The 16,432-nt window shown below is 66.2% G+C and carries 15 protein-coding genes; 9 read left to right on the top strand and 6 right to left on the bottom strand.

The annotated features are described in order from the left end of the window. Positions 1-71: 71 nt before the first annotated feature. The gene (locus AQZ49_RS06395; protein ID WP_067614068.1) at positions 72-998 is read left to right on the top strand and encodes an ion channel; all 927 of its coding nucleotides are present in this window, start codon (positions 72-74) and stop codon (positions 996-998) included. Positions 999-1,028: 30 nt separating this feature from the next. Here the strand turns inward: AQZ49_RS06395 and AQZ49_RS06390 are convergent, their stop codons facing one another. Then, a complete protein-coding gene (locus AQZ49_RS06390; protein WP_067614066.1) occupies positions 1,029-1,865 on the bottom strand; it encodes a tetratricopeptide repeat protein in 837 nt (278 codons plus the stop codon). 249 nt (positions 1,866-2,114) lie between these two features. On the opposite strand from AQZ49_RS06390, the gene AQZ49_RS06385 reads away from it, so the two are divergent. Further along, on the top strand, positions 2,115-2,957 hold the full coding sequence (locus AQZ49_RS06385; RefSeq protein ID WP_231738946.1) for a DUF6454 family protein: 843 nt from the start codon (positions 2,115-2,117) through the stop codon (positions 2,955-2,957). Here AQZ49_RS06385 and AQZ49_RS06380 read toward each other — a convergent pair whose 3' ends face one another. The 4 genes from AQZ49_RS06380 to hpnI all read right to left on the bottom strand — a co-directional run bounded on the left by AQZ49_RS06380 (position 2,958) and on the right by hpnI (position 7,655). Beyond that, positions 2,958-3,944, bottom strand: a complete 987-nt coding sequence (locus AQZ49_RS06380) for a lysylphosphatidylglycerol synthase domain-containing protein (protein WP_231738942.1) — start codon at positions 3,942-3,944, stop codon at positions 2,958-2,960. 248 nt (positions 3,945-4,192) lie between these two features. Further along, entirely contained in the window at positions 4,193-5,023 is an 831-nt protein-coding gene (gene hpnK, locus AQZ49_RS06375; protein WP_067614062.1) for a hopanoid biosynthesis-associated protein HpnK, read from the bottom strand. 23 nt (positions 5,024-5,046) lie between these two features. Then, on the bottom strand, positions 5,047-6,492 hold the full coding sequence (gene hpnJ / locus AQZ49_RS06370) for a hopanoid biosynthesis associated radical SAM protein HpnJ (RefSeq protein WP_067614060.1): 1,446 nt from the start codon (positions 6,490-6,492) through the stop codon (positions 5,047-5,049). Beyond that, positions 6,489-7,655, bottom strand: a complete 1,167-nt coding sequence (gene hpnI, locus AQZ49_RS06365; RefSeq protein ID WP_067614058.1) for a bacteriohopanetetrol glucosamine biosynthesis glycosyltransferase HpnI — start codon at positions 7,653-7,655, stop codon at positions 6,489-6,491. Before hpnI ends, hpnJ begins: the two co-directional genes overlap by 4 nt. A gap of 84 nt (positions 7,656-7,739) precedes the next feature. Between hpnI and hpnA the strand changes: the two genes are divergently transcribed. From hpnA to AQZ49_RS06330, 7 genes are read left to right on the top strand one after another with little or no spacing between them, the layout of a single operon-like run. Beyond that, positions 7,740-8,735 (top strand): hopanoid-associated sugar epimerase, encoded by a 996-nt coding sequence (gene hpnA / locus AQZ49_RS06360; protein ID WP_067614056.1) that lies wholly within the window; start codon positions 7,740-7,742, stop codon positions 8,733-8,735. Further along, the gene (locus tag AQZ49_RS06355; RefSeq protein ID WP_067614054.1) at positions 8,732-9,862 is read left to right on the top strand and encodes a glycosyltransferase; all 1,131 of its coding nucleotides are present in this window, start codon (positions 8,732-8,734) and stop codon (positions 9,860-9,862) included. The genes hpnA and AQZ49_RS06355 overlap by 4 nt, the downstream gene beginning before the upstream one ends. 14 nt (positions 9,863-9,876) lie before the next feature. Then, positions 9,877-10,698: a squalene synthase HpnC gene (gene hpnC / locus AQZ49_RS06350; RefSeq protein WP_067614052.1), complete on the top strand. Its 822-nt coding sequence runs from the start codon at positions 9,877-9,879 to the stop codon at positions 10,696-10,698. After that, complete coding sequence (hpnD, locus tag AQZ49_RS06345) at positions 10,695-11,516, top strand: presqualene diphosphate synthase HpnD (protein WP_067614304.1); 822 nt, start codon at positions 10,695-10,697, stop codon at positions 11,514-11,516. Before hpnC ends, hpnD begins: the two co-directional genes overlap by 4 nt. Beyond that, the gene (gene hpnE / locus AQZ49_RS06340; RefSeq protein ID WP_369819087.1) at positions 11,513-12,769 is read left to right on the top strand and encodes a hydroxysqualene dehydroxylase HpnE; all 1,257 of its coding nucleotides are present in this window, start codon (positions 11,513-11,515) and stop codon (positions 12,767-12,769) included. The genes hpnD and hpnE overlap by 4 nt, the downstream gene beginning before the upstream one ends. Positions 12,770-12,778: 9 nt before the next feature. After that, a complete protein-coding gene (gene shc / locus AQZ49_RS06335) occupies positions 12,779-14,713 on the top strand; it encodes a squalene--hopene cyclase (RefSeq protein WP_067614048.1) in 1,935 nt (644 codons plus the stop codon). Then, positions 14,710-15,363 carry a phosphorylase family protein gene (locus AQZ49_RS06330; RefSeq protein ID WP_067614046.1) on the top strand — a complete coding sequence of 218 codons (654 nt, stop codon included), beginning with the start codon at positions 14,710-14,712 and terminating at the stop codon, positions 15,361-15,363. Before shc ends, AQZ49_RS06330 begins: the two co-directional genes overlap by 4 nt. On the opposite strand, the gene hpnH is transcribed toward AQZ49_RS06330, so the two are convergent. Further along, on the bottom strand, positions 15,283-16,428 hold the full coding sequence (gene hpnH / locus AQZ49_RS06325) for an adenosyl-hopene transferase HpnH (RefSeq protein ID WP_067614044.1): 1,146 nt from the start codon (positions 16,426-16,428) through the stop codon (positions 15,283-15,285). The genes AQZ49_RS06330 and hpnH overlap by 81 nt on opposite strands. Between the last annotated feature and the right edge of the window lie 4 nt (positions 16,429-16,432).

Here is a 16,432-nt window from a genome sequence, read left to right as displayed (position 1 = left end):
GCTTAGAACGGGGTGTAAAATCGTGCGCGGGCCTGCCACAGTGGCGCGGACACGAACAGACCGGAATGCCGATGACCACCAGACCCACCGGGCGACGCAGCCTGTCGCAATCGCTGCGCGGATTCGACGGGCTCGATATCGGGCGCCAGGGGATTACCGAGCGCTGGTACGAAGACCTCTATCATCGTGGGGTGCGGGCGAGTTGGACGGCGTTTTTTTCGGGCTTTGCGGCGGTGTTCATTTGTCTGAACGTGGTGTTCGCCGGGCTCTACGCGCTCGATCCCAACGGCTTGGTCGAGCTTGGCCGGCCCAGCGGCACCCATCCGCTGCTGAAATGCTTTTTCTTCAGCGTTCACACGGTCGCCACGGTGGGCTATGGCAATATCTATCCCGGATCGCTCTATGTCAATTTCGTGGTGATCGTCGAGATCGTGCTGGGCATCGTGGTATTTGCGGTGACCTCGGGGCTGGTGTTCGCCCGGTTTTCGATCCCGCGTGCGCGGATCATGTTTTCCGATGTCGCGGTGGTCCGGCAGTTCGAAGGCTATCCCACGCTGATGTTTCGCGCCGCCAACCAGCGCAACAATTTCATTGTCGAGGCCAATGTCCGGCTGTCGATCCTGCGTGTGCAGCGCGATGGCGGGCGCACGATGCGCCGGTTTTTCGACCTCGACCTGCTACGATCGACATCGCCGGTGTTTGCGCTGACCTGGATCGTGATGCACCGGATCGATGAGGCGAGCCCGCTCCATGGCCTGACCCAGGCCGATTTCGAGGCGCAGCAGGATGAATTGATCGTGCTGATGAAGGGCATCGATTCCAGCCTGTCGCAAACCGTGATGGCCCGCCATGGCTATGGGCCGGGGCGCGTCTTGTGGGATCACGAATTCGTCGACGTGCTGCACGAAGACGGCCAGGGACGGCGTTGGATCGATTATGGCCGGTTCCATGATGCCGAACCGATCCGCAAGACGGAAGACGCCGTCAACCGGGCCTGAAAGCGATTCCAGGCCCGGCGCAGGGCCGTGTTACCAGGAGTCGTCGCCGCCGCCCGACGAACTGTCGTCCCACGAACCGCCGTCGGAAATACCGAAATCGTTGCCGCCCATGTCGGCATCGGGATCGACCCGCTGTTGGCTGTCGGTATAGCCACCACTGGCATAGCGTTCGCCCGAGCCGCCGCGTTCGCCGCCCATCAGGTGATCGACAACTTCTTCGCCCACGGCAAACCCGGCGCCCATCGCGGCCCCCTGGGCCAGGCCGCCCATGATTCCGCTGCCCATGCCGCCACCATAGCCTGGTGCGCCGTATCCCGGAGCGCCATAGCCAGGCCCGCCATAACCCGGTCCCGGCGCGACACCGCCATAGCCTGATCCGCCGCCATAGCCCGGCCCGTAGTCGGGCGCCGCGCGCCGTCGCAGCAGCGCCAGCACGCCAAAGATGACCAGGCCGACGATAATGATCAGCCCCCAGGGTATCCCGGCGCGGTGTTCGACCACCACCGGGGCGGCATGGCCGACGCTTGCATAGGCAGGCGTTCCGTTCAGCTTGGCCTCAAGCTCCTGCACCGAATGGTTGCTGATGCCCGGCAGGCCGGGGGCCAGGCTCTTGGCCTTGGCCAGTTCGGTGCGGGCATCGTCGAGCCGGTTGTCCTTGGCCAGCAGTTCGGCCTCGACATAGTGGGCCTTGGCGCTGTTGGGATGATCCTTGAGCACCGGGGCCATCAGCGCCAGCGCGCCATCGATATTGCCCGATTTGGCTTCGTCATAAACTTGTTTGATCGACGCGTCGGCGGCGAGCACCGGCCCCGCCGAAAGGCACGCCAGCAAGACCGCGAGCGCGGCCCCGGTTCCGAAATGAGGCATACGAAATACCATAACGCTATCCTTGCGCGTGTCGGGTGGAGGCCCATTGCGCATAGCGCATTGCACGACCGAGGTGAACCGGGCTTGACCGGGATGGACGATTTTGGGCCAAGGCAGTGCATGGCAGGCCGCACAATCGCGCGCCAATCGCAAATCAAGACAGTTTTTGTCAAAATAAGTCCGCTGTTCTGAAACACAATGGCGTCATGGCGATTCAGGCAATCACAGTTTCCGGGGTGGGGAAATCCGATGATGCGCAAATCGACACGATCGAGCATTTCAGTATTTTTACTTATATTGTGGAGCGTTTCGGTTGCCGCAGCACCCGATATGTTCAGCGGTGTGGTCGAACATGCCCGTTATGTCGGTGCGCTTGGGTTGAAGGGCGAAGTCTTTCATGTCCAGGGGCTTGCTCTCGATGGGCCGCACCTGTGGATCACCTCGGTTGATCTGGCCCGCCGCAGGGCCTATCTCCACGAATTCGACCGCGCCACGGGCCGCTTTGTCCGGCGTGTCGAACTGACCGACGGGGTGCGGTATCATCCGGGTGGCCTGTCGTTGTCGGGCCGATCGATTTTCGTGCCGGTGGCGGAACCGCGCCCGCACAGTTCGGCGGTGCTGGTCGAAATCGATGCAGACAGCCTGACCGTGCGACGCAGGATCGCGGTTGCCGATCATCTGGGGTGTGTGGCGGCATCGGGGCAAGTGCTGGTGGCGGGCAATTGGGACAGCGCGCTGCTCTATGTCTTTGACCAGCGCACCGGCACGCGACTGCGCGTCGTGCCCAACCGTTTGCCCACGCAGTATCAGGACATGAAATTTGTGGGCAATCAGTTGGTCGCTGGCGGCACGCTGACATTGTGGAACGGCTCGGTCGATTGGATCGACTGGCCCTCGATGCACCTGCGGCGCAGCGTCCATGCAGGGGCGATCGGGCCGCTGCGGCCGTTTGGCCGGGGTGGGCCATCGACCGGCGAGGGCATGGCGATCGAGGGGCGCGATCTCTATCTTCTGCCCGAAGACGGCCCCAGCCGGGTGTTCCATTTCCGGCTGGATGACCGGCGGCTCGACAATGTGCCGCCGCGTGCCTGATCAGCGTGCCAGCAGGGCGCGCATTTCGGTCAGTTGCCAGCACACCAGCGTCGGCACGCCGATCGCCAGGTCGCGCGCGCGCTTGACCAGCGAGAGCGCGAGCAGCGCCTCGGCCGGGATCTGCGCGATGGGGGCCAGCAGCAGATAGCCGAACTCCTGCACGCCCAGTGCGCCGGGGATGAAAAAGGCCATGCTGCGCAAGGTAAAGATCAGGCTTTCGACCATCAGCATCGACCAGATCGATGCGGGCACCCCCATCAGCCGCAGGCCGATCCAGGCGCCCAATGCGCTGCCGGTCCAGGCCAGCAGATTGAACGCAAAGGCGCGCAGGACCAATCCGGGCCGGTCGTAGATTGCCCGCAATTCGGCCAGGATGGCATCGGTCGCGGCGGCCGCGCCCGGCAACACACTCGCCGCCACGCGACCGGCCAGCCGCAGACCGGCGCGCTGGGCCACCACGAATGCGGCAGCCCCGGCCAGCATCACCAGCGTGCCACCCAGGATCAGCGGGCGCAGTCGTGCCGCCTCGGTGCCGCCAGTCACGGTGGCCAGAAACACCGCGATCCCGGCGCAACTGAAGACCACTTGCGAGGCCATTTCGGTGGTCAGATCAACCAGCAGCCCGCCATTGGCGCGTTGCTGCGGCACGCCATGCGATGTCAGCAGGCGCACGCCCAGCACGATCCCCCCGGCATGGGAAAAGGGCAGCAGGTCGGCCGCCGCCTCGCGCAGCATCCGCGCCGCCACAAACAGCCATACCCGGCCCTGGGGTTCGCCGCGCGCCACGACATGCCAGGCCGCGCCCAGTATGACGAACACCCCCATGAACCACAGGCAGAACAGGCCAAATCCGGTCAGACGGATGCGTGCCACTTGCGCAAGCACATCGCTCCAGCCGGTTCGGGACAAGATCCATGCGGTCGCGGCCAGACCCGCGACGGTTGCCAGCAACAGCCACGGGCGCAGCGACTTGAAGGTGTCGCTCACCCTTTGCGGCCGCCGACCAGCGATAGCATCGGGCGAACCCTGCCACGGATGAACCGGTGCCGGAGCAGGTCATGGACCGCCAGCCGCCGGTCGCTTTCGGCCAGGCAAATGCCCGCCAATCGGGTAAAATTGACTTCCACGCCGTGTTCCTTGGGTGCAATTGTTCTCTTGTGTGCGGGTGTTCTTGCCCAAGCCCTGCGCAATGTCGATCCTTTCCCCAATCGGGAACCAGGCTTGCGGCCTAGTCGTCAGGCAAAGTCTCCAAAGTGACCTAGGCTGATATTCTCCTGGCCAATCAGATCTCTGGTCAGCGAATCGGTCAGCGCTGCAAGTTCGCCTGCATAATCGTAGCCGGATGCCGAGCCAACATAGGGCCCGGTTGCGGGATGCGCATAGATCTCGGTCAGGCCAGGCGGCAGCCGCTCGATCAGGCCGCGTACGCGCGTGGTGGTCATCGCGCCAGACCACGACAGCCCGAACACCGCGTCGGGCACGATCAGCCCGGCGCGGCGCATCCGGCGGCGCACCAGCTTTGCCCAGACCGTTTCGATGCCGGGCCCGGCGCGGGTGCCGTCGATCGCGCGAAGCACCGCCTTTGGTTCGATCGGCGCGCGAATCGCCTTCATCGCGTGGCGCCGCCCGATGCGCGCAATGGCGCCCGCGATCGTCGGGTGCAGATGGAAATGCTTGTGCGCGTTGACATGGTCGAGCCGCAGCCCGGTCGCGGCAAAGGCGGCAAACTGCGCCTCGATCTCTGCGGATAGCTGCGCGCGCGCGGCGGGCGAGGCAAAGATGCGGATGGCCGCACGCACCATATCAGTGCGAAAGCACCCATCGGCGCCCACCAGCGCGGGCACGCGTTCGGGCGGCAGCACCGGCTGCCCGTCGACCAGCACGACATGCAGGCCAACGCCAAGGTGCGGCATGGTGCGCGCGCGCGCCACCGCATCGTCCGCCGCCGCACCCGCCACCATCAGGCTGGCGGCGGTCAGCACGCCGTCGCGGTGCGCCTGTTCGACCGCAATGTTGACCGCCGATGATGCCCCGAAATCATCGGCGGTGACGATCAGCCGTTTCATCCCCGAGGCAGGCCTGTCGGGGGTCAGGCCGCTTCCTTGCGGCGGCGCAGGAAGTCGAAGAATTCGACCCCTTCGCGCAGGCGCCGTTTCATCATGTCCCAGTCGCGCAGCATTTCGCCGACGATCGAGCCGATCTTGCTCGGGCGGAAATAGAAGCGCTTGTAGAATTCGGCCACTTTGTCGAAAATCACGCTGGCCGGCAGATGCGGGTAGGACAGTTGCGCGATCTGGTTGCCGCCATCGGTCAGCAAATGGTCGCTGCCGTCGAACCAGCCGTTTTCAACCGCCTGTTTGTAGAGGAACGTGCCGGGATAGGGCGCGGCCAGACTGACCTGGATGGTGTGGGGATCGATTTCCTTGGCATAGTTGATGGTTTCCTCGATCGTTTCCAGCGTTTCGCCGGGCAGGCCGAGGATGAAGGTGCCATGGATGACGATGCCGAGCGCGTGGCAATCCTTGGTGAACTGGCGCGCGACATCGACGCGCAGGCCCTTCTTGATGTTGTGCAGGATCTGCTGGTTGCCGCTTTCATAGCCGACCAGCAGCAGGCGCAGCCCGTTTTCCTTCAGCACTTTCAACGTGGCATAGGGCACGTTGGCCTTGGCGTTGCAGCTCCACGAGATGTCGAAGCCCGGCTTGCCGAAACCCAGCTTGCCCAGTTCGCGCGCCAGTTCCTCGACCCGCTCGCGGTTGTCGGTCAGCGTGTCGTCGTCGAAGAACACTTCTTTGACGTGCGGCATTTCGCGCAGGATATATTGCACTTCCTCGATCACTTTGGGGATCGAGCGGAACCGGTAATTGTGCCCGGCAATGGTCTGCGGCCACAGGCAGAACGTGCAGCGGCTCTTGCACCCGCGCCCGGTGTAGAAACTGACATAAGGGTGGCGCAAATAGCCGCCGAAGTATTTTTCGATGGTCAGATCGCGCTTGTAGACCGGGCTGACCATTGGCAGCACGTCCATGTCCTCGATCGGCGCGCGGTCGCGGTTGCGCACGAACGTGCCATCGGGCGCGCGCCAGGTGATGCCGTCGACTTCGGCCAGCGGCTTGCCCTCGGCGATCTCGACGATGGTGAAATCGTATTCTTCGCGCGCGACGAAGTCGATCGGGCCGCCATTGGCCAGGCTCTCGTCGGGTTCGACCGCGACTTTGGCGCCGACAAAGCCGATCATCACCGCCGGGTTGCGCTGCTTGATCAGCTTGGCGGTGCGCACGTCCTGGTTGAAGCTGGGGGTCGAGGTGTGCAGCACCACCAGATCGACCGCATCGAATTCATGCGCGATATCGTCCCAGCCCAGATCGTGGGCAGGCGCGTCGATCAGTTTCGATCCGGGCACCATCGCGGCGGGCTGGGCCAGCCACGTGGGGTACCAGAACGAGCGCACCTCCCGCTTCATCTGGTAGCGCGCGCCGGCGCCCCCATCATACCCGTCAAACGAGGGTGCCTGCAGGAACAGCGTACGCTTCATGTAAGGGGAACCTCCGGTAGGGCCGAAACGCGGCCTTCGCTTTCCATTCTAAGCGTTGCGCCGCGCCAATCAACCGATCGCACGCCCCAACTGCCCAGAAAAACGACAAATGTCAGGCAATCGCGCAAGGGCAGGGCCCAAATCGGTGCACTGCGTACCCCAGTCAGCCGATCGGCCAGCCGCGCCACGGCCCCCCGCGCGATCAGCGCCAGGGCCGCGCAGCACCCGGCGGCAAGCGGGTGAAACGGCAGGGCCAGCAGCGCCAGCGGCAGCGGCATGGCGATCACGCCCAGCGCATAAGCGGTCGGCACGAGCGCACGCACGGTCGCGCCCCAGCGCAACTCGTGACGCCACAACGCGCCAAAATCGGCCTCTGTCGAGCCATGGACAACCAGTGCGGGCGCCACATCGACCGACAGGCCGAGCGCGGCCACTGCCTCGCCAATCGCGAAATCGTCGGCCAGCACATCGGCAAACGCGCGCATGCCGCCGATCCGCGCAAGCGTTTCACGCCGCAGCGCGATGGTTGAGCCCATGCAGGGCCGCGCCAGCCCCAGCCGCGCGCCGAATACCGCGCCGGGCAAAAACTGCCACGACAGCCCGGACGCGGCGATTCGCGACCAGAACCCGGCATCGCCCCGCCCGCCATAGGCCAGTGTGACCGCCCCGGTGCCGGCCCGGTCGAGCGCGGCCAGCACGGTCGGCAGATATTCGGGCCCCACCGCGATGTCACTGTCGCTCAACACCACCACATCATGGGCAATATGCGGTTCGAGGTTGATCAGGTTGGCGACTTTGGGATTGGCGCCGTGCGGTGTGGCATCGACCACCAGGTCGATCCGCCTGGCGGGAAACCGTTCCTTCAGCGCCTCGACAACGGCAATCGCGGGGTCGCTGGCGCGTTGCACGCCGCACAGCATCTGCACCGGCCCAGCATGGTGCTGGATGGCAAAACTAGCCAGATTGTCGGCCAGTTGCGGCTCTGCGCCATGCAGCGGCTTGATCAATGTGACGCCGTCGCGGCGTGCGCCTGCGGGCGGCGGGTGGGAGTAGAAGTGGTACAGCGTCACCCCGGCCAGCACCGTGTAGAGCGTACCCGCCAGGCTCAGCCCGGCCAGCGCCCAGCCGACCATCGCGGCAATCTGCCCCATTGCGCCGGTCATCGTACGGTCCTGTTAATCCTTTGACGGGGTGGCCTTGTCTGGCGATCCGGGTCGTGTATCAGCATGCGAATGGCCCCGTCCAGTATGCCTCCGCCCGTCACTCTGGTTACAGGGGTATCAGGTTTTGTCGGGTCTGCCGTGGCGCGGGCACTGGCCGCGCAGGGTGTAACGGTGCGCGGCATGGTCCGCGCGTCGAGCCCCCATGCCAATCTGGCCGATTTTCCGGGTGAACTGGTCGAAGGTGATTTGCGCGATGCTGCCGCCGTTGCCCGCGCGATGGCCGGGGCACGGCATGTGTTCCATGTCGCCGCCGATTACCGCCTGTGGGCGCCCGATCCCGAAGACATCGTGCGCAACAACCTGGCCACCACACGCATCGTGATGGAGGCGGCGCTGGCCGCCAGGGTCGAACGGATCGTCTATACCTCGAGCGTGGCCACGCTGGTGCCGCGCGACGACGCCCCGGCCGATGAAACGCGCGCGGCCAGTCCCGAACAGGCGGTGGGCGCCTATAAACGCAGCAAAGTGCTGGCCGAACGGCTGGTTGAAACGATGGTGGCCGAACGCGGCCTGCCGGCGGTGATCGTGCTGCCTTCCACGCCGATCGGCCCGCGCGATGTCAAACCCACCCCGACCGGGCGCATCATTGTCGAGGCGGCCAATGGCAAGATGCCTGCCTTTGTCGATTCGGGGCTGAATCTGGTGCATGTCGACGATGTGGCCGACGGGCATCTGCGCGCGATGGCGGCGGGCGCGATCGGCGAACGTTATATCCTGGGCGGGCAGGATGTCACGCTGGGGGCGATGCTGGCACAGATCGCGGCCATCGTCGGGCGCAAGCCGCCGACCATTCGCATCCCGCGCGCGCCGCTGTTTCCCCTGGCCTGGGCCAACGAGCACCTGGCCCGGCTGACCGGGGGAGACCCCTTCCTGACGCTCGATTCGCTGCGAATGGCAAAGTACCGCATGTATTTCAGCTCCGCCAAAGCCGGACAGGCGCTTGGCTATCGCCCCCGGCCGCATCACGAAGCGCTGGCCGATGCCATCGCCTGGTTTGCCCGCGCGGGGATGATCCGGTGATCGCGCTGGCCGTGGCCGGGGTGTCGCTGGTGGTGTGGGTGGCGCTGATCGTGGCGCACCACGGGTTCTGGCTGGCGCGCGAACGCGATACCGTCGATTTGCCCGCCGCGCCGGGCGACTGGCCCGAGGTGGTGGCGGTGGTGCCCGCGCGCAACGAAGGCGATGTGATCGCGCGATCGCTCGGCAGTCTGGTCGCGCAGGACTATCCGGGGCGCCTGCGGGTGATTCTGGTCGATGACGGATCGGACGACGGCACCGGCGAAATTGCCCGCCGCGCGGTGGGCGGTCAGGTCGATGTGGTGCAGGGTCTGCCGCTGGCGCCGGGCTGGACCGGCAAATTGTGGGCCGTGGCGCAAGGGGTGGAGCAGGCGGGAACCACCTGCCGCTATCTCTGGCTGACCGATGCCGATATCGTTCACGCGCCCGATACGCTGCGCGCGCTGGTTGCCCGTGCCGAAGCGGGCAAGCTGACGCTGGTCAGCCTGATGGCCAAGCTGCGCTGCGACAGTCTTGCCGAACGCCTGCTGATCCCGGCGTTCGTGTTCTTTTTCCAGATGCTCTATCCGTTCGGCCAGGTGAACCGGGGCAAAGGGCCCGGCGCGGCGGCAGGGGGCTGCATGCTGGTGCGGCGCGACGCGCTGGCGGCTGCGGGCGGGATTGCCGCGATTCGCGGCGCGCTGATCGACGATTGCGCGCTGGGGGCAAAGCTGCGCGAACAGGGCCCGGTGTGGCTGGGGCTGACCGAGCGGTCGCTGTCGATCCGGCCCTATCCCGATTTTGCCTCGGTGGCGGCGATGATATCGCGTTCGGCCTATGCGCAACTGCGCTATTCGCCGTGGCTGCTGGCAGGCACGCTGGCGGGCATGGCGGTGGTCTATGGCGCGCCGCCGGTGCTCGCGCTGGGCGGGACCGGCAGCGCGCGGATCGCCGCTGCAGTGGCCTGGGTGCTGATGGCGGTGTCGTTCCAGCCGATGCTGGCGTTCTATCGCCGATCGCCGTTATGGGGGGTGTTTTTGCCGGTCATTGCAGCTTTTTATGCAGGATGCACCCTGCTATCGGCGTGGCAATTCGCGCGCGGTCGCGGAGGGGCCTGGAAGGGTCGGGCGCAAGCGGCGGTGGCACAATGACAGAGGCAATCGACATGGCGCCAGACACCATGGTGCCCAGCAAGACGCACACCGGCGAGAATTTCCCGGTGGCAAGCTGGCTGGTCCGCGCCGACTTGCGCGCGCCGATCATGGCGTTTTACCGGTTTGCCCGCGCCGCCGACGATATCGCCGACTGCCCCAAACTCGCGGCCGGAGCCAAGCTTGGCATGCTGGCGCGGATGCGGGCAGGGCTCGACGGGCCCGGCGCGGATGAATCGGTCGCGCTGGGTGCGGCGATGGCCGCGCGGGGCATCGATCCCGTGCACGCCCGCGAACTGCTCGATGCCTTTGTGCGCGATTGTACCGTCAACCGTTATGCCGATTGGGACGATCTGTTGGATTATTGCCGCTATTCGGCGGTGCCGGTTGGGCGCTATGTGCTTGATCTTCATGGTGAGAGCCGCTCGCTCTGGGCGGCCTCGGATGCCCTGTGCACCGCCTTGCAGATCATCAACCACTTGCAGGATTGCGGCAAGGATTACCGTTTGATCGACCGCGTCTATATCCCGCTCGATACCGGGCTGGTGGTGACCGATCTGGCGCTCGACCGGGCCACGCCCGCCCTGCGCGCAATCATCGCCACGCTGGCGCGGCGCACGCGTGAAATGCTGGTGCAATCGGCGGGCTTTGCGCGCGGTATCCGCGACCGCCGGCTTGCCGCCGAAGTCGCGGTGATCCACCGCCTTGCGGTCAGCCTGTGCGACATGCTGGAAACGCGCGATCCGCTCAGCGAACGGGTCCACCACGGCAAGTGGCAGGCGGCATGGCTGGCGCTTGGCGCGGCGCTGCCCGCATTGGCGCGGCGCGCGGCATGAGCGATCCTGCGGTTCAGGCGTCCGGCAGTTCGTTCTATGCCGGGATGCGGCTGCTGCCCAAGGCAGAGCGCGAGGCGATGTACGCGATCTACGCCTTTTGCCGGGCGGTCGACGATATTGCCGACGATCAGCAGGGCGATCCGATCGGTCGGGCCGAAGCGCTGGCGCAATGGCGGCGCGATCTCGATGCGCTCTATGCCGGGGGTGTACCGGGGCAGGCGGCGATGCTGGCCGAAGGGGTCAAACGCTTCGAACTCGATCGCGCCGATTTCGAAGCGGTGATCGACGGCATGGCGATGGATCTGGCGCGAGACATCCGCTGGCCCGCCTGGGACGAGCTGGAACTTTATTGCGACCGGGTTGCGGTGGCGGTCGGGCGGCTGTCGGTGCGGGTGTTCGGGATGGAGCGTGCGCCCGGCGAACTGCTGGCACATCATCTGGGCCGCGCGCTGCAATTGACCAATATCCTGCGCGATATCGATGAAGATGCCGCCATCGGCCGGGTCTATCTGCCCGCCGAGGCCCTGGTCGCGGCGGGCATCGCGCTGACCACGCCGAACGAGGTGGCGGCCGATCCGCGCATCGATCAGGCCGTGCGGCCGGTGGTGGCGCGCGCGCACGACCATTTCCACCACGCCAACGCGCTGCTTGCGACGCGCCCGGGCGGGCATCTGTTGGCGCCGCGCCTGATGGAGACGGCCTATTCGGCGCTGTTGACGCGGATGGAGGGGGTCGGCTGGGTCGCCCCGCGCCAGCGCGTGCGAGTGCGCAAAACCGCGCTGTTGTGGACGATCGCCAAACACCTGATATGGCGGTGACCTTTCGCACGGCCACGGTGGCGGGCGCCGGGCTGGCGGGGCTGGGCGCGGCGGTCAATCTGGTGCGCGCCGGGCTGACCGTGCGGGTGGCCGATGCCGCCGCGCATGCGGGCGGGCGCTGCCGATCCTACCACGATCCCAAGCTTGGCCTGACCATCGACAACGGCAACCACCTGGTGCTGGCGGGCAATGGCGCGGTGGCGCGGTTTCGTGTGGCGGTCGGCGCCGATACGCCGCTGGCCGGGCCTGACCATGCCGAATTCGCCTTTGCCGATCTGCGCGATGGCGCGCGCTGGACGATCGGGCTGAACGACGGGCCGCTGCCCTGGTGGGTGCTGGCGCGTCATCGCCGCGTGCCGGGCACGACGGCGGCAGACTATGCCAGGCTGGCCGGATTGCTGACGGGCCGGGCCGATGACACCGTGGGTGACCGGATCAGGCCGGCCGGGCCGGTGTGGGACAAGCTGTTCGAACCGGTGCTGCTGGCGGTGCTGAACACCCCGCCCGCGCAAGGATCGGCACGCCTGACCATGGCGGTGCTGAGGGAATCGCTGCTGCGTGGCGGCATGGCCAGCCGTCCGCGCGTGGCCGAGCCCAGTCTGGCGGCGGCGTTTATCGATCCCGCGCTGGACTGGCTGGCGTCGCACCATGCGCCGGTGGCGCTTGGGCGGCGGCTGCGCGGGCTGACATTTGATGATGATCGCGTGACTGCGCTTGACTGGGGGGCCGGGCCCGAACCGGTCGCCGCCGACGAAGCGGTGATTCTGGCCGTGCCACCGTGGGTGGCGCGCGAACTGGTGCCGGACCTGAAGGCGCCCGATACGTTTCACGCCATCGTCAACGGCCATTTCGCCCATGTGCCGCCCGCTGGCACGCCGCCGATGCTGGGGCTGCTGGGCGGGACGGCGGAATGGCTGTTTGCCTTTCCCGACCGCATTTCGGTGACGGTCAGTGCCGCCGATGCGCTGGTCGATGGCGACCGCGAGGATCTGGCCCGCCGGTTCTGGGACGATATCCAGCGCGCCCATGGCTTCTCCGCGCCGTTGCCGCGCTGGCAGATCGTCAAGGAAAAGCGCGCGACGTTTTCCGCCACACCGGCGCAGGATACGCTGCGCCCGCCCGCCGCGACGCGTTGGCACAACCTGTTTCTGGCCGGGGACTGGACGCAGACCGGGTTGCCCGCGACGATCGAGGGTGCCTTGCGATCGGGCGAGACCGCAGCCCGGTTGGCAAGTGGCGGCCGCAAGCGTTAGAGGGGCGTCATGGCAACGCAAACTCTTGATGATCCACTGGCCCAGATCGATGCTGCCGTCGATCGAGCGGCGCAGGCGCTGATCCGCGCGCAGAAATCTGACGGGCACTGGGTGTTCGAACTTGAGGCCGATTGCACGATCCCGGCGGAATATGTGCTGTTGCGCCACTATCTGGGCGAGCCGGTTGATGCCGAACTGGAGGCCAGGATCGCGCGCTATCTGCGTCGCATCCAGTCTGCGTCGCATCACGGCTGGGGCCTGTTTCATGCCGGGGACTTCGATGTCAGCGCCAGCGTAAAGGCCTATTTCGCGCTCAAGATGATTGGCGATGCGCCCGATGCGCCGCACATGGCGCGCGCGCGCGCCGCGATTCTGGCCGCCGGGGGCGCGGCGGCGAGCAATGTGTTTACCCGCATCCAGCTTGCGCTGTTCGGCGCGGGGCCGTGGTCGGCGGTGCCCACGCTGCCGCCCGAACTGATCTTGCTGCCGCGCTGGTTTCCTATCCATCTGTCGCGCATGAGCTATTGGGCGCGCACGGTGGTCGTGCCGTTGCTGGTGCTGTGCGCGGCCCGGCCGTTGGCGCGCAATCCGCTGGGCGTCACCGTGGCCGAGCTGTACACCGGCATGCCGGTGGTGCCCAAATCGCGCGCTGCCGACCCCAAATGGATCTGGACGCGCACGTTCAACGCGCTTGATCGCGTGCTCAAGGCGGTCGACGGGCTGTGGCCGCAACGGCTGCGCCAGCGTGCGATCGATCGCTGTGTGGCCTGGGTGACCGAACGGCTGAATGGCGAGGACGGGCTCGGCGCGATCTATCCGGCGATGGCCAACAGCGTGATGATGTTCGATCATCTGGGTTACGCGCCCGATCATCCGCACCGCGCGATCGCACGCCAATCGGTCGAAAACCTGCTGGTGATCAAGGACGACGAGGCCTATTGCCAGCCTTGCGTATCGCCGGTGTGGGATACCGCACTGGCCGCGCACGCCATGCTTGAAGCGGGCGGCGCCGACAACGTGGCCCGGGCCGAGGCGGCGCTCGACTGGCTCAAACCGCGCCAGGTGCTCGACGTGGCGGGCGACTGGGCGGAAATTCGCCCCGATGTGCGCCCCGGCGGCTGGGCGTTCCAGTATGCCAACGACCATTACCCCGATCTCGACGATACTGCCGTGGTGGTGATGGCGATGGATCGCGCGGGCACGGTCGATCGCGAGCCGATCGACCGGGGGGTGGAATGGACGGTCGGGTTGCAATCGGGCAATGGTGGGTGGGGCGCCTTTGATGCCGACAACACCGCCGATTATCTCAACAATCTGCCGTTTGCCGACCATGGCGCGTTGCTCGATCCGCCCACCGCCGACGTGTCGGCGCGCTGCGTGTCGATGCTGGCGCAACTGGGCGAGCGGATCGACAGCCCCCGCATGGCCGCCGCGATCGCCTATCTGCGCCGCGAACAGGAACCGGACGGTAGCTGGTTCGGTCGCTGGGGCGTCAATTACATCTATGGCACATGGTCTGTGCTGTGCGCGCTCAACGCAGCCGGGATCGACCATGCCGATCCGATGGTGTCGCGCGCGGTGGCCTGGCTGAAGGCGATCCAGAACGACGATGGTGGCTGGGGCGAAGGGTGCGACAGCTATGACCTCGATCGCACCGGCCATATGCCCGCACCGTCGACCGCGTCGCAGACCGCGTGGGCGCTGCTGGGCCTGATGGCGGTGGGCGAGGCCGACAGCGAGGCGGTGCGGCGCGGGGTCGCCTGGCTGGGCGCGCATCAGGAGGCCGACGGGCTGTGGGGGCAGGAACACTACACCGGCGGCGGGTTCCCGCGGGTGTTCTATCTGCGCTATCACGGCTATCCCAAATATTTCCCGCTGTGGGCGCTGGCCCGCTATCGCAACCTGATGCGATCGAACGCCAAACGCGTCGATTACGGGATGTGACGATCCTGATCGCCACCGGGATGCGCAAGGAGGCGCAAATCATGGCCGCGCCCGGCGTGATCGTGGTGGCCGGCGGCGGCGATGGCGCGCGGCTGGCGCAAGCGTTGGAGGCGGCGTTGGCAGGGGTGCGCCTGATCGTGTCGAGCGGTCTGGCGGGCGCCTTGCAACCGGGGCTGGTCGCGGGCGATGTGGTGCTCGATGGCCCCGTGCCGCTGGTCGGGGCGCTGCACCGCGCGCTGCCCCATGCGCGAATCGGTGCGGTGATCGGCAGCGACATGGCGCTGGGCTCGATTGCCGCCAAGGCGGAAGCGGGGCGGAGCGGGGCGCTGGCGGTCGATATGGAAACGCACATCGCGCGGGCCGTCGCGGCGCATCATGGCCTGCCCTGTCTGGTTGCGCGGGTGATTTCAGATGCTGCCGATCATGCGCTGCCCCCCGCCGCGCTGGTCGGGATGCGCGCTGATGGCGGCGTTGCACTGGGCGCAGTGATCGGCTCGTTGTTGCGCAACCCTGCGCAAGTACCCGCCCTGATGCGCACGGCGCGCGATGCAGGGCGGGCGTTCGGTGCGCTAGAGCGCCTGCACCACGCGTTTGCCGGCGGCCGGATTGGCGGCCTTGATCTTGGCCAGCTCGCGCTCGACATGGGTTGAAAAGCTGTCTTCGGCCGGGCGCGCCTGGCTCAGATCGACTTCGGGTGCAAAGGCGCCCTCGGTCTTGATGCCCTTGCGGCCGACGTTGAACATCTTGAGCGGGTGGCGAATCGCATCGGCGGCGGCGGTGCCTTCAAACCCGCAATGGGTCATGCAGTTCGAACACTTTTCGTACTTGCCGACGCCGTACTTTTCCCAATCGGTGCCTTCCATCAGCTCCTTGAAGGTCGAGACATAGCCTTCGCCCAGCAGGTAGCACGGCTTTTGCCAGCCAAAGATCGTGCGCAGCGGCATCGACCAGGGCGTGCATTCATAGGTCTGGTTGCCGGCCAGAAAATCGAGGAACAGCGGGGAATTGGTGAAATCCCATGCCTTGCCGCCCTTGCCGCGCGAAAACACCTCGCGGAAAAACGACTTGGTGCGCTCGCGGTTGAAGAAATGCTCCTGATCGGCGGCGCGTTCATAGGCATAACCTGGCGAAATGGTGATTTCGACGCCCAACTGCTTCATTTCGTCGAAGAACGTCGCCAGCCGGTCGGGCGCGGCGCCGTCGAACACGGTGCAGTTGATCTGCACGCGAAAGCCCCTGGCCTTGGCCAGCTTGATCGCCTCGACCGCGACTTCGTAGGTGCCGTCCTGATCGACCGCATGGTCGTGCATCTGCTTGTCGCCATCGAGATGGATCGACCAGGCAAAGAACGGCGACGGCGTATATTCGTCGATCTTTTTCCGAAGCAGCAGCGCGTTGGTGCACAAGATCACGAACTTTTTGCGCGCGATATAGCCCTGGACGATGCGCGCCATGTCGCGATGCAACAGGGGTTCGCCCCCGGCGATCGACACGGCAGGCGCGCCGCATTCGTCAATCGCCTCCATGCATTGCTCATAGCTCATGCGCTGGTTGAGGATCGGATCGGGATAGTCGATCTTGCCGCAACCCGGACAGGCCAGATTGCAGCGCAACAGCGGCTCCAGCATCAGCACGAGCGGATATTTGCCGCCCTTGATGTGCTGTTTGAGAGCATAGGCGCCGATGCGGGCAACCTGCGAAAACGGAAGAGTCATCTGG

This window comes from Novosphingobium sp. FSW06-99 (genome assembly GCF_001519065.1).
Taxonomy (GTDB): Bacteria; Pseudomonadota; Alphaproteobacteria; order Sphingomonadales; family Sphingomonadaceae; genus Novosphingobium.
This window is presented reverse-complemented; position numbering and strand designations above follow the sequence as displayed.